Origin of the sequence: Streptomyces sp. SID4985, from assembly GCF_009863025.1 — a bacterium.
Lineage (GTDB): Bacteria > Actinomycetota > Actinomycetes > Streptomycetales > Streptomycetaceae > Streptomyces.
Genome location: NZ_WWIR01000603.1, coordinates 1 through 13,857, shown reverse-complemented (window position 1 = coordinate 13,857; position 13,857 = coordinate 1). Strand labels below are relative to the sequence as shown.

The following is a 13,857-nucleotide window of genomic DNA, read 5'->3' as shown; positions in this document are numbered from 1 at the left end:
CGTTGACGCCGGTGTCGTCGGCGGCGACGTCCACGCACTTGTTGCCGGGTCCGGTGATGGTGCCCTGGGGGCCGTTGGGCACGTTGGTCTGGCCGGAGTAGCCGACCGAGACGATGTTGGCCTGGACGGCGTTGTCGGCGGCGTCCGTCGGATAGCCGGCGGTCATGACGCCCTCGAAGAAGGTGCCCATGTTCCAGTTGCTGTTGTCGCCGCCCGTGCCCAGGATGATGCCGCCCTCCTGCTGCATGGGCTTGTAGCCGCCGCGCGTCGGCAGCCCGCCGTCCCACCAGGTGGTCAGGGCGCCGGACTGGGAGTCGCCGCCCTTGAGGGCGTAGCGGGTCTGGCCGTTGTTCTTCAGCATGGCGGTGACGTACGTGCTGTTGTTGCCCCGGTTGGCGGTGTTGGAGCCGTTGTCGCCCTGGAACATGCCGTTCTCCAGGTCGGCCTCGATCCACGGTCCCGAGCCGGTGCAGGGGGCGAAGTAGCAGGTGGTGGCGATGGAGACGGCGTCCATGTGGCCGTTTCCGGTGTCGGCCGGGGTGCGCTCGGCGTTGCCGTAGTCGAAGCAGCACGCGGAGCCGACGTGGGTGCCGCTGGCCACCATGTAGGCGCCCTCGGGCTGGCCGTTGACGGCGACGCCGGAGGCGACTCCGGTGTAGCGGTAGCCGACACCCGGGGAGATCCAGATGCCGTAGACCTTGTGGCCGCCCGCGGTGACCGCGATCTCGCTCGCGTCGGCACCCCGGTCGGCGCCCATTCCGGCGGTGCCCGCCGGGCCGGGGGTCAGGTCGTTGTGGCGGGTGGTCTGGTCGTAGACCTTGCTGATGCGACAGGTGGAGCCGCCGCAGAAGGTGTCCTGGCGGTTCGCGTCGGCGTAGCCGCCCGCCGACAGGACGCCGATGTCGGCAGTGGCGCCGTCGGACACGCGGGTGACCTGGTAGAGCGGGCCGTTGTAGGCGGAGAACAGGGCGCGGGTGGTGCTGTGCGCGGCGACGCAGGGGGTACCGGCCGCGCCGTAGATGTCGCACGGCAGCGAACCGGCGGCCTCGGCGCGGCCGGCGAGTCCGATCAGGGAGCCCAGCAGGAGCAGCAGGGCGGCCAGGACGGACGGTAATAGCGATCTCTCTCGGCGCATCGTCTGCTCCTCGAAGGACGGGACGTGCTTCCAACCGGCGTGCGGGGAAATCGCGTTCCGTTTCGGTCGCGGAACGCGTCACAGCCGTTGCGGAAGGTACGGACCACGTTCGAGGACGTCAAGATTTGTCGCTTCAGGCTTGGTTCAAAGTTTGATACGTGTCCTGAATTGTTGCTTTGTGGGCGCGGGGCCGAACGGGACGTACGGCCGGCCCCGCGCCGCGCGCCTCTATCGCTCGCCGGTCAACAGGTGCTGCATCGCGGCGAGTTCCTCCTCGGCCACGTCGCGCCGGGAACGCGGTCCGCAGGAGCGGAGCACGCGGGTGAAGTCGGCGGCGGCCTCGGTGATGCGGTTGCCGAGTCCCGTACCGCTCTGCGCGCCGAAGTCGCCGGTGGCGGCGTAGACCGGTCGGGGCGAGACGATCGCGTGCAGGTAGGAGAACATCGGGCGCAGGGCGTGTTCGAGCACCAGGGAGTGGCGTTCGGTGCCGCCGGTCGCGCCGATCAGGACGGGCATGTCGGAGAGGGTCTCCTCCGGGAGCACGTCGAAGAAGGACTTGAACAGTCCGCTGAAGGAGGCGTTGAACGCGGGCGTGACCGCGATGACCCCGTCCGCCTCCCTGATCCGCTCGAAGGCCGACTCCAGCGCCTCGCCGGTGAACCCGGTGAGCATGGCGTCCATGACGGGGTGGGCCAGCGGGCGCAGTTCGACGTAGGACAGCTCGACCGGCTCGCCCTGCGCTTCCAGGTCCTTGGTGACGGCCGCGGCGAGGCGGTCCGCGAGCAGCCGGGTGGAGGACGGCTCGCGCAGGCCGCCGGAGATGACGGTGATCTTCATCGGGCTTCGCTGTTCCCTTCGTCGTCGCTCTTCGTCGCGCCGCTCTCCCCTTCGGCCTCCTCCGCGCGGCGGGCGCGCAGCAGGGACGCGTGGGTGGGCGCGGCCGGTACGTCCGCGGGCCGGCCGGCCGCGAACTCCTTGCGGAGCACGGGTACGACCTCTTCGCCGAGCAGGTCGAGCTGTTCGAGCACGGTCTTGAGCGGCAGTCCCGCGTGGTCCATGAGGAAGAGCTGGCGCTGGTAATCGCCCACGTAGTCGCGGAAGTTGAGCGTCTTCTCGATGACCTGGGCCGGTGAGCCGACCGTCAGCGGGGTCTGTTCGGTGAACTCCTCCAGCGACGGACCGTGGCCGTAGACCGGGGCGTTGTCGAAGTAGGGGCGGAACTCGTTGATGGCGTCCTGGCTGTTGGGCCGCATGAACACCTGGCCGCCGAGGCCGACGATCGCCTGCTCGGGGGTGCCGTGGCCGTAGTGCGCGAACCGTCGGCGGTAGAGGTTCACCAGCTGTTTGGTGTGCGAGGCGGGCCAGAAGATGTGGTTGGCGAAGAAGCCGTCGCCGTAGTACGCGGCGAGTTCGGCGACCTCGGGGGTGCGGATCGAGGCGTGCCAGACGAAGGGGGGTATGTCGTCCAGCGGGCGCGGGGCCAGGGTGAATCCCTGGAGCGCGGTGCGGAACTTGCCCTCCCAGTCGACCGTTTCCTCGCGCCAGAGCCTGCGCAGCAGGTCGTAGTGCTCGACGGTCAGCGGGAGGGCGGAGCGGATGTCCTGGCCGAACCAGGGGTAGACCGGGCCGGTGTTGCCGCGTCCGAGCATGACGTCCGTACGGCCGCCGGAGAGGTGCTGGAGCACGCTGAAGTCCTCGGCGATCTTCACCGGGTCGTTGGTGGTGATCAGCGTGGTCGAGGTCGACAGGATGATGCGCTCGGTCTGCGCGGCGATGTAGGCGAGGAGGGTCGTGGGCGAGGACGGCACGAAGGGCGGGTTGTGGTGCTCGCCGGTCGCGAAGACGTCGAGCCCGACCTCCTCGGCCTTGCGCGCGATGGCGACGGTGGCCTGGATGCGCTCCGCCTCGGTGGGGGTGCGTCCCGTGGTGGGGTCGGCGGTGACGTCCCCGACGGTGAAGATGCCGAACTGCATCCCGGACGCGCCGGGCAGGTCCTGGTCCGCGGCCGGGCCGTTGCCGGCCGAACCGGTTCCGGCTGTCTCGGACGACGCCATGCTGGGTTCCTCCTGGGCTCGCTTGCGGGGCGGTCCCGGGCGCCGGGGTACGGCGGGCTTCCGGGGGTGGTGACCGGTGCGACTGGCGCGCGTCGCGTGCCGCACGTCGCGCCATCATTGGTACAACGTTAAACGATCGGCTCCGCGATCCGCACGCCGGGCTCCCGCGCGGGCGCCGCGGCCCACTTCGCGCGCCCCCCGTATGCCACTGTGCCGCCATGGTCGCACGCAGGGGGCCGTCCGGCAGGGCGGCGGGAGGGACGGGAGAGCGGGGGGGCCGCCGGGAGAGCGTGGACGGGCGGGAGAGCGCAGGCGGGCGGCCGGGAACAGGCGGAGCCCGGTCGACCGTGGAAAAATGGCGCTACGGCCGTGCCCTGCGGGACAGGCCGATCTTCCCTTCCGGACCGATCCCTTCGACACGCTGGGGAGGCATCCGTGAGCGCACGTTCCGACGCGTGGCCGGTGCTGGACCACGCGGAACTGGCCCCCATGATCGAGTACGTGAACCGGGTCGTGCAGATCGCGGGCAAGTACGCCCTCGACGATCCCTTCCAGGTCGGCTGGGGCAACATCGTCCTCACCGTCACACCACGCGGCCTGACCACTCCGGTGTACCGGCGGGACGGGGTGACCTTCACGGTGCACTACCGGCTGCTCGACGGTGATGTGGTGATCGAGACCAGTGACGGTGCGCGCACGCTGCCGCTGTCGCGGACCTCGGTGGCCGACTTCTACGCCCACTTCTGCGACGCGGCGGCGCACCTCGGCATCCCCGCCCCGCACAGCTCCCTGATCTGCGAGATCCCGGGCGCTCCGCCGGCCTTCGAGGACGACCGCGCCGAACGCGTCTGGTCGGCCCACCCGGCCCGGCACATGTGGGAGGCGTTCAACCTGGCCGCCGACGGCCTGGAGGCATGGCAGGCCCCCTACCTCGGACACCGGCCGCGCGTCGGCCTGATGTGGGGCGGCTTCGATCTCTCGGCCACCCGCTTCCGCGCCAAGCCGACCACTCCCCCGTCCCAGGGCCCGCCCTTCATGCGCAACGCCCAGCTCTACGAGTACGTGTCGGTGGGCTTCTCCTTCGACAACACCAAGTCCGGTGGCGACAACCCGCTGGACATCGGCATGTACGCCTACATCTGGCCCCAGCCGGACGGCCTGGAGGACCGCTCCTGGGGCGTCGACGGCGCCGAGTGGCACCCCGACGCGGGCCTCGTCATCCTCCCGTGGTCCAAGCTCCGCGAGACCCCCGACCCCCACCAGGCGATCGTGGCCTTCGGCGACGCGGTCTACGACGCGGCGGTGGCGACGGCCGGCTGGCCGGCGGACCTGGTCGGCCCCCGGGTGGACGGCTGGTACATGAGCGAACACGCCCCGGCCTGAGGCCCATCGGTCACCTCTTCGGCCACCTCGCCGGTACCGCCGCCGCGCTGCTCGCGGCGGCGGCACCGGTCGTCAGGGAGCCGGGAAGTCGTCAGGGAGCCGGGAAGTGGAACTCCGCCCGGTCGAGGTTGACGGCCGCGTTGTCGCCGGGCTCGTAGGAGACGGTGACCACCGGGTCCCGGCCGTCGACGGGGATGCCGTCGACGGTCACGGAGCCCCAGTCGTCCCAACTGTCGGAGACCTTGGGGAAGTTCACCTGCCGGACCATGTGGCCGTCGACCGACAGCGTCATGGTGCGGGTGTCGCTGTGGGCGTTGGCGTAACGCAGTGTCAGGCTCGCCGTCGTGGGGGCGGATGTCGTGCGGTGCACGGTGTAGGAGGACGAGGCGCCCGGTGACCAGAGGCCGTCTACGAAGGCCCGGCCGCTGTAACCGGCGTGGTCGACGTTCGTCTTGACGCCGCCGGTGTTCAGGGCGTCCTCCGCCTCGATGCGGCCGGGGTCCGGGCAGCCGAGGAGTGCGGGGGTTCCGGCGGTGTCCGCGCACCGGTCGCGCGAGTCGGTGACGCCGTCCGCGTCGCGGTCCTTGTCGACGGCGCCGGTGAGGGTGACGTCGACGGTGTGCTCGCCGGTGAGCGACGCCGGGAGCGTGTGGCCGGGGACGGTCCTGCCGTCGACCTTGAACGAGCGGATCGCGGTACCCGCGCCGTGCAGGGAGAGGGTCAGGGTGGCGTCGCGGTAGCGCAGGCCGCGCAGGGTGACGTCGCCCCAGCCCGCGGGCAGCGTGGGCGCGACCGCCAGTCCGTGGTCGCCGAAGTCCAGCCCGAAGAGCCCGGAGTGGACCATGTCGATGAAGGCCGTGGCCGACCAGGTCTGGTCGGGCTGCGATCCCCAGTGGAACTTCACCGTGTCCCCCAGGCGCTGCCAGCCGCCGTCCACCACGCCCGTCCGGCCGTTGTAGATCTCCCAGAACCCGCTGTTGCTGCCGGCCAGCCGGGCGAGCCGCGCGGTCTCGGAGGCGAAGGTCTCCTGCGCTCCCCATCGCGCCGCCGCCTTGGCCCACAGGCCCTGCACCACGGGCCAGACGATCGCGTTGTGACGGCCGGGCTGTTCGTCGGAATAGCGCGCCCAGTTCGGATAGGTGTCGGGCATGCCCCAGGTCATCTCGGTCGCGTGCGAGAGGACCGACCGGGCCCGGGCCGGGTCGGCGATGCCGAAGACGAGCGCGAACGCGAGCCCGGTCCCCTCCTGGTAGGCACCCTTGGTACCGTCGGCGAGGAGCATGTAGTCGTACAGCCCCGTCCTGGGGTTCCAGAACCGCTTGTTGATCGCCGCCTTCAACGCGGCCGCCCTGCCCCGGTAGGCGGCGACATCGGCGGCGGGGCGCCCGAGCCGGGCGGCCATGTTCGCCGCGTTGACGTAGGCGGCGTAGTAGACCGCGTTGGTGCTCAGGAACATCCCGGTCGCCACGCCGGGCCACGGCATGGACCCGGTGCTGACCGATTCGGTGGCGTCGGCCGGGGGTGCGGGATACCCGGCGATCCCGTCGTTGAAGAAGGACGCCCCGGTGAACAGCCCGTACCTGGCGTTGTATCCGGCGGTGGAGGCGTGCTCACGGATCGCCAGCGTGTCGGCGGCCGTCCGGTAGGCGTCCCGCAGGAAGGCCCTGTCGCCGGTCACCAGGTAGTGGTTCCACGCGGCGGTGACCCAGATGACCTGGTCCCACTGCTGGTCGTCCTGCTGGACCCGCAGCTCGCCGTCGGCCGCCTTGTCGACGGTCGACCACAGGGTGTTCCTGGCCAGCGCCGGGTCCAGCACACTGGTGGCGTTCCAGCTGTTCACCGACGCGTCACGGGTCCACGGCTGCGGATAGCCGCCTCCCGCGCGCACGATGCCGACGTCCGGGTCCATCAGACCACTCTTGTCGTACACGGCGGGGTCCCAGGCGATCGTGTTCGTCCGCAGCAGGTTGTCCAGCGCGGCCGCGTAGGCGGTGCCGATCAGGGCCTGGGCGTCGGGGTTGGCGAACTCCAGCGACGGGGAGGACGGCGCGGCCGCACCGACGTCCGCACCGGCCTCCGCCCTGGTCTCCGCTCCGGCCGCGCCCGCTCCGCAGAGCACGCTGCCGAGGGCCAGTGCGGTGGCCGCCATCATCCCGGCAAGGCGTTTGCGCCGACGGGTCGTCCGAGTGGGCGTCATGGCACGTACCTTCCTCGCCGCCCCGCAGGGCGTCGCGTCGAGTGGAGGGTTCGCTGTCCAAGAACGGGTGCCCGGAACGCTTCAGGGTCGGCGACCGGACGCCGACAACGTTGTCACAACGGGCAGTGCCGCACCTGCCCCACAACGGACCGGCGCGGGCGGCGCCGCGTCACGCGTGCGGGTGCCGGTCTCCCGTCGTCGGCGGTTCGCCGGATTCCGTCTTCTCCAGCAACTCGTCGTACTTGCGGGAGAGTTCCTCGTAGCGTTCCTCGGTGCCGTCGTCGGCGCGCTTGCGGCGGCTGAGGATGTAGAGGACCACCGGACCGGTGATCATCGTGACGACCGGGACGAGCGCCCACCACAACATGGTTCCTCCCCTGTGCGGCCTTGCGGGGAGCGCCGCGTGGCTCCACCGGGAGGGTAAGCCCTGCTGGACCGCTCGCCAACACCGCAGCGAGCAAAGGCCCTTCCACCTCAGATGTAACCAGTTGTTTCGCGCCAACCACTGGACGGGATGACCCGTTCGCTTCTAAGTTCCCGTCTCGACAGTGGACTTGTTCACAACCTCCACCCCGGATGTTAACAAGTGTGTTGCCGTGCAAGGCCGTTGGTGCATCACTCACCCTGCGATGCGAAAGGCTGTGGTGAAGACCGGTCTCCACGCGCCCGACGGCGCCCTCCCCGAGCGACTGGCCGCCGCGGCACACTCCGGCCGCCCCCGCTTCCTCGTCCTCGGCCTGCTGGCCATCACCGACGGCCGCGAGACGGTCGTACTCCAGCCGTCCAGGCCCACGTCCCTGCTCGCCGCCCTGCTCCTGCACCCGGGCGCGGTGGTCTCCGCCGAGTTGCTCCAGCGCGTCGTCTGGGGCGACCGGCCGCCCGCCGGGGGCCGCTCCGCCCTGCACACCTGCGTCCTGAGGCTGCGCAGGCTGTTCACCAAGTACGGCGTCGCCGACGGCGCCGTGGAGGCCGTGCCCGGCGGCTACCGGCTGCACGCCGACGCCGACACCCTGGACCTGCTCCAGTTCCGGGGGCTGCTCGGCCGGGCGTCCGCCACCGAGGACCCCGAACAGGCGCTGCGCCTCGGCCGGGCCGCGTTACGTCTGTGGAAGGGCCCGCTGCTCGGCAACGTCCACTCCGACGAGCTGCACCGCGACCACGTGCCGCGGCTGGCCGAGGAGCGGCTGTTCGCCATGGAGCGGGTCTTCGACGTCGAACTCCGCCTGGGGCGGCACCGGGAGATGACCGCCGAGGCGCGCGAGGCGGTACGGGCCGAGCCGGGTCACGAAGGACTCTCCGCGCTGCTGATCGAGGCGCTGTACCGCTCCGGCCGCCGCGCCGAGGCGTTGGCCGAGTACCGGCGTATCCACACCCACCTCACCACGGAACTGGGCGTGGAGCCCGGTCCCGCGCTGCGCGGTCTCCAACTGGCCGTGCTGCGCGGCGAACCGTCCGGACAGCGGCCCGCGCTGCCCGCCTCCGGTGTGCCGCCCTCGGCGCCCGGCGAGGCGCCGCCCGGTCTCGGCCGGGCCTCTCCCCCGGCGCCCGGAGACCTGGTGCTGCGCGCACTGGTGGACGCCGGACTGCTGGAGGAGGACCCGCCGGGCCGCTACCGGGTCCACGACCTGCTGCGGCTCTTCGTCCAGGCGGCCGGCACCAGCCTCCCGGCCACGGCCGCCAGCTCCGCCGGGGCCTCCGCATCCGCGCCGCCCGGCCCGTACGACCGGCACGACCCGCACGGGCCGTACGACCGGCACGACCCGTACGACCCGATGGACCCGCCCTAGTCGGCCCCGGCCGACCGTCGTCCCCCCTCGTCTTTCGGAGGTACCGCAAGCATGGCCCAGGCTCCCGCCACCCCCGAGGAGATCGCCCAGTCGCGGCCCCGTATCCGCAGGGACGTGCTGTTCACCCAGACCCCGGACGGCGTGCTCTTCCACAACGCCCACGGCGGCTTCAACGTGGTCACCCAGAACGCCTACCGCTTCGCCTCGCTGATCGTGCCTCATCTCAACGGCGAACGGCGCGTGGACGAGCTGTGTACCGGCCTGGGGGACAAGCAGCGCGCCATGGTGTACGGACTCGTGCGCGCACTCTACGCGCGTGGTTTCGCCCGGGATGCCGGACCCAGACCCGAGGCCGATCCACTTCCGCCGCAGGTGGCCAAGCATTTCGCCCATCAGGTCGACTATCTGGACCACTACGCGGACGACGCGGCGGGCCGCTTCCTGCGCTTCCGCTCGACCCCGGTCGCGGTCCTCGGCTCCGACGCCCTGGCCCGCTGGGCGGCCCTGGGGCTGCTGCGCAACGGCTGCGCGGCCGTCGCCATCACCGAGGGCCCCGCGTCCGCCGTGCTCGACCGGGAACTCCACGGCGTGGAGGGCGTCGCCGAACTCGACGCCGAGACGGTCGAGTTGACGGAGGCGGGATGTGCGCCGCGCGTGGCCCGCCTGCCCGAGTCCGCCGACGGCACCTACGGCTGGGCCGACCTGGACGGCTGGGACACGGTGCTCGTGACCGGCCCCGACGCGCCCCGGCAGATCCTCAGGCTGCTCACCGAGGGCATACCCGCAGGGCGACGGCTCCTTGGCGCCTGGACCTTCGGCAACCGCGCGGTGGTGGGCCCGGCGACGACCGCCGGTACGCCCGGCTGCTGGTCGTGCGCGGCACTGCGGCTCGGCGCGGGGGCCGACGCCGCCGACAGCGCGGACCTGTGGGCCTCCGTCGGCCCCGCCGCGCCACTCGGCACCCCGGACCGGGTGCTCGCCGGGCCGCTCGCCGGGATGCTCGGCAACCTCCTCGCCTTCGAGGTGTTCCGCCTGGTCACGGGCGCGCTGCCCGCCGAGACCCGGGGGCAGGTCGTCGTCCAGGACCTGGACTCGCTCGACGTGCTGACCGAGCCGCTGCTGCCGCACCCGCGCTGCCGGTTCTGCGCGGCCCCCGAGGCCGACGCCCTCACCGGTGGCACCCTGCGCGAGGCCCACGCCGACGACGAGGCGGCCGTACTCCCCGCCGACGGCCCGGCCGACGAGGCCACCGCCAAGGCCGCCCTCACCGAACTGGAGCGGCGCGACGTGCTGGTCCACGCGGCCGCCGGGGTCTTCACCGCGTACGCCGACGACGACTGGGAGCAGACCCCGCTCAAGCTGAGCACCGTACGGCTCGGTCTCGCGCCCGGCCGGGTCCGCGAGGTCTCCGCCGCGGATGTGCACCATGTGGCCGGAGCACGCCTCGCGGCCCTCTTCCGGGCCGCCGAGGTGTATGCCGAACACGTGGTGCCGCCCCACGTACTGGACCCGGCCTCCCTGGAGGCGGCTTCGGGCAAGTGGACCCGGGTGGCCACGGCCGCACTATCCGTCTCCAGCGGCCTGGACGTGCCCGCCGACCGGATCGCCGCCTGGAGCGAGGCCGTCTCGCTGCTGGACGGGCGGACGGTCCTGGTCCCCACGGGCGCGGCGCGCACGCTGGGCGGCTGGAACGACCAGGGACTCTTCGAGCGCACCTCGGCCGGTACGGGCGCGGGCGGCAGCCCGCGTGCCGCGCTGACCCGCGCCCTGCGCACCGCACTCGCGTACGACGCGCTGCGCCGCGCGGTCCGCCGGGCCGCCCCGGTCCGCACGCTGGACCTCGGCTCGCCCACCGGCGACCCCGAGCTGCTCTTCCTGCTGCGCTCGGCGGAGAACCTGGGTGTCGCTGCGGAGGTCCTGGATCTCACCGGGGCCGACGGTCAACTTCCCGTCGCCCTCGCCCGGTTCACCGACTCGGAGAACGGGTCGGTCCGCTGGGCCGTGGGCAGCGGGCTCCGTCCGCGCGAGGCCGTGCTGGAGGCGCTGCGCGATCTGCTCGGCGCGGAGCAGCTGCGCCGGGCCGGGGCCGCGCCCGACACCGGTGACCCGGTGTGGGAGGACCTGGAGGCGGCGACGCTGGTGGCCTCCGGTGCCGTACCGCTCGGGGAGACCGGCACCACCTGGGCCGCCGTGCTGGACGGGCTGGCCGCCGACGGGCGGGACGCGTTCGCGGTGCCGGTGGCCGCACCGGACCTCGCCGCGGGCGACGTCCACGTGGCGCGGGTGCTGCTGTCCGGCGGGGAGTGTCGTGCCCACTGAGACCACGGCGGCCGTGGCCGATCCGGTGGTGTGCGAGCCGTGGGACGAGGTGTGCGCCGCGCTCACGGCCGACCTCGCCGCACGCCCCGGTACACCGCCCTGCGTGGTGACACAGCTCGGGGTGCGGGATGAACTCGCCTCGGGTGCGGGGGAGTTCACGCCCGGGGTGGTACCCGTCGGGCTGTACGGGCATCACGCCGTGGTCGGTCCGGTCACCCCGCCCGGGGCGACGGGCTGTCCACGCTGTCTGGCCCGGCGCTGGCAGGCGGTGCGCGCGGGGTTCCTTCGCGATGCGCTGGAGCGGGGCGAGGAGACCCGGGCGACCGGGGTTCCGCCGTGGCGGGCCGCGTTCACGGTGGACGCGCTCGCCGCGCTGGTCACGGCGGCGGCCCGCCGGCCGGGTGCCGCGCACCGGCCCTGGGTGTGGCTCCTCGACCTGGAGACCCTGCGTGTCTCCCGGTTCCCGCTGGTCCCGGACGGCGAGTGCCCGGCCTGTTCGCAGCGGCCCGACGACACCGCCGAGGGAGCCAGGATCGTCCTCGGCCCCTCGCCCAAGCACGACCCGGACGGCTTCCGCACCCGGCCCATCGGGGCGTACGACCTGCCGCTGGAGGCGTTCGTCAACCCGCTGACCGGAATGCTCGGCCCATCGGTCGCGCCGGATCTGGCGTCGGCGTCCACCTCGTCCACGGTGGGCGCGTTCACCACCCGCTCCGGCGCGTATCTGCGCGAGTGCTACTGGGGCGGCCACACCGGCGCCTACGGAACGAGCGTGCGGGTGGGGCTGCTTGAGGGCCTGGAGCGGTACGCCGGGATGCGCGCCCGCGCCAAACGGACGGTGATCACGGCGACTTCGGAGGAACTCGGGGACACGGCGGTGGACCCCCGGGTGACCGGCCTGTACGCCGACTCCTTCTACGACCTCGGCACCGGCGCGCCGCGCTTCGCGCCGGACCGGCCCATCGCGTGGGTGTGGGGCTGGTCGCTGCGCGACGAACGGCCGGTGCTGGTGCCGGAGGTGGTCGCGTACTACCACGCGCCCGGCGGCATCGGGCGGCGCTTCGTGCAGGAGAGCTCCAACGGCTGTGCGTCCGGCGGGAGTCTGGCCGAGGCGGTGCATCACGGGCTGATGGAGACCATCGAGCGGGACGCGTTCCTGCTGGCCTGGTTCGGCAGGGCCCGGCTGCCCGAGGTCGACCCGGCGAGCAGTACCCGTCCGGCGACCCGCGCGATGGTGGACCGGCTGGCGATGTACGGCTACCGGGCGCGGTTCTTCGACACCCGGATCACCTTCCCGGTGCCGGTGGTCACGGCCGTCGCCGAGCGGGTGGACGGCGGCCCCGGGCTGATGTGCTTCGGCGCGGGTGCCTCGCTGGACCCCGAGGACGCCCTCGCGGGCGGGCTGTGCGAGATCGCCACCGACTCGGTGAACCTGCGCCGCCGCACCGCGCGCGAGGAACCCCGGCTGCGCCGTATGGCGGCCGACTTCGACGAGGTGCGCGTGCTGCACGACCATCCGCTGCTGTACGGGCTGCCCGAGATGGGCCGGTACACCGACTTCCTGCTGCGCGGCCGGGACGACGGGGAGCGGGTGCCGCTCGCCTCGCTGGCCGACGGCGTCCCGCGTCCGGCCACGGATCTGCGGGAGGACGTGGCGGCGTGCGTCGCGGCCGTCACCGGGCGCGGCTTCGACGTGGTGGTGATCGACCAAACAGCGCCCGAGCAAAAGGCGTTGGGCTTCCACACCGTCAAGGTGCTGGTCCCCGGGCTGATCCCGATCGACTTCGGGTGGAGCCGTCAGCGCGCGGCACTGATGCCCCGTACGCGCACGGCGCTGCGCGAAGCGGGGTTGCGTGCCGACGACTTGACGCCGGACGACCTCAACCCCGCTCCTCATCCCTTCCCTTGACCGGCCTTTCCGTACCTCCTCCGGCGTCGGCGCCCGAGCCGCCGACGCCCCCACAGACGACGCAGACGGTTCAGACGATGCAGACAGAGGGAGTGACCGTGGGATACGCCCATGAGTACGCGACCGCGGTGATGCGGCGGGGCAGAACGCCCATGGAGCCTGCCGACTTCGTGCCCGACTGGGCCGACCGGCCGCGCAAGGGGAAGCACTTCCCGGGCGCGCCGTCCTTCCCGCTGCCCGACGGGGGCCACGCGGAGAACGCGACACTCGGCCGGGGCCTGTTCGGGGAGGCGGGCACCGGCGCGTTCACGCTGCCCCTGCTGGGCTCGATGCTCCGCGACTCCTACGGCCTGACCGGGCGCAGGCTCGCCGTGCAGGCCAACTCCGACCTGGGCTCGCTGCCGTTCCACACACACGCCAACTGGTCCCGCGGCACCGCCTCCGGCGGCGGCCTCTACCCGATCGGGGTGCACTGGGTCAGCGGCGCGAGCGGCCCGCTCAACCCGGGCGTCTACTACTACGACACCCCGCGCCACCGGCTGACCCGGCTCCTGGCCGGCGATGTGTCCGGCGAGGTCCGGGAAGCGCTAGGCGGGCTGCCGGAAGCCGCGGACACCGACCAATTCCTGGTCCTGGGCGTGACGTTCTGGCAGAACGCCTTCAAGTACAACAGTTTCTGCTACCACGCGATCACCATGGACATCGGCGCCCTGCTCCAGACCTGGCGGATGTGGGCCCGCGCGCACGGGCTGAGCCTGGGCAGCGCGTTCTGGTTCGACGAGCCGCGCATCGGGCGGCTGTTGGGGTTCGACCCCGAGGAGGACGGGGTGTTCGCGGTGGTGCCGCTGCGCTGGGGCGGCGCCGCACCTGAGGAGGCCGCCGGGCCGGTGTCGGGGGCGCGCGTGCGTCAGGTGCCCACGGAGAAGTCGCGCCGGACCCAGACCTTCCCGACGCTCCAGCGGATCCACGCCGCCACCCTGGAGGGCGCCGCCGACCGTCCCGCGCCCGGTGTCCTCGACCCGGCGCTGGCAGCCCCCGCAGGCCCCGGCGAGCGGGTCACGCTGCCCGCGCCC

10 protein-coding genes are annotated in these 13,857 nt (G+C 72.7%); 5 read left to right on the top strand and 5 right to left on the bottom strand.

Going from position 1 to position 13,857, the window contains the following annotated elements; genetic code table 11:
* The 3 genes from GTW40_RS25880 to GTW40_RS25870 form a co-directional block, all read right to left on the bottom strand.
* The coding region (locus GTW40_RS25880) for an arabinofuranosidase catalytic domain-containing protein (RefSeq protein WP_272919039.1) at nucleotides 1–1,135 on the bottom strand (1,135 nt) is incomplete at its 3' end.
* A gap of 228 nt (nucleotides 1,136–1,363) precedes the next feature.
* Nucleotides 1,364–1,972 carry a CE1759 family FMN reductase gene (locus GTW40_RS25875; RefSeq protein WP_161182573.1) on the bottom strand — a complete coding sequence of 203 codons (609 nt, stop codon included), beginning with the start codon at nucleotides 1,970–1,972 and terminating at the stop codon, nucleotides 1,364–1,366.
* A complete protein-coding gene (locus GTW40_RS25870; RefSeq protein ID WP_161182576.1) occupies nucleotides 1,969–3,108 on the bottom strand; it encodes an LLM class flavin-dependent oxidoreductase in 1,140 nt (379 codons plus the stop codon). Before GTW40_RS25870 ends, GTW40_RS25875 begins: the two co-directional genes overlap by 4 nt.
* Nucleotides 3,109–3,624: 516 nt before the next feature.
* Here GTW40_RS25870 and GTW40_RS25865 point away from each other — a divergent pair.
* Complete coding sequence (locus GTW40_RS25865; protein ID WP_161182572.1) at nucleotides 3,625–4,572, top strand: DUF5996 family protein; 948 nt, start codon at nucleotides 3,625–3,627, stop codon at nucleotides 4,570–4,572.
* A 91-nt stretch (nucleotides 4,573–4,663) separates the two neighbouring features.
* Here the strand turns inward: GTW40_RS25865 and GTW40_RS25860 are convergent, their stop codons facing one another.
* On the bottom strand, nucleotides 4,664–6,769 hold the full coding sequence (locus GTW40_RS25860) for a hypothetical protein (protein ID WP_202486432.1): 2,106 nt from the start codon (nucleotides 6,767–6,769) through the stop codon (nucleotides 4,664–4,666).
* A 169-nt stretch (nucleotides 6,770–6,938) separates the two neighbouring features.
* Entirely contained in the window at nucleotides 6,939–7,136 is a 198-nt protein-coding gene (locus tag GTW40_RS25855) for a hypothetical protein (RefSeq protein WP_161182571.1), read from the bottom strand.
* Between the two features lie 262 nt (nucleotides 7,137–7,398).
* Between GTW40_RS25855 and GTW40_RS25850 the strand changes: the two genes are divergently transcribed.
* The 4 genes from GTW40_RS25850 to GTW40_RS25835 all read left to right on the top strand — a co-directional run.
* The gene (locus GTW40_RS25850; protein WP_237525689.1) at nucleotides 7,399–8,556 is read left to right on the top strand and encodes an AfsR/SARP family transcriptional regulator; all 1,158 of its coding nucleotides are present in this window, start codon (nucleotides 7,399–7,401) and stop codon (nucleotides 8,554–8,556) included.
* 51 nt (nucleotides 8,557–8,607) lie between these two features.
* Nucleotides 8,608–10,875, top strand: coding sequence for a TOMM precursor leader peptide-binding protein (locus tag GTW40_RS25845; protein WP_161182570.1), 2,268 nt, complete (start codon nucleotides 8,608–8,610; stop codon nucleotides 10,873–10,875).
* Between the two features lie 121 nt (nucleotides 10,876–10,996).
* Nucleotides 10,997–12,784, top strand: coding sequence for a TOMM precursor leader peptide-binding protein (locus tag GTW40_RS25840; protein ID WP_343245790.1), 1,788 nt, complete (start codon nucleotides 10,997–10,999; stop codon nucleotides 12,782–12,784).
* A gap of 77 nt (nucleotides 12,785–12,861) precedes the next feature.
* The coding region (locus GTW40_RS25835) for a SagB family peptide dehydrogenase (protein WP_237525687.1) at nucleotides 12,862–13,857 on the top strand (996 nt) is incomplete at its 3' end.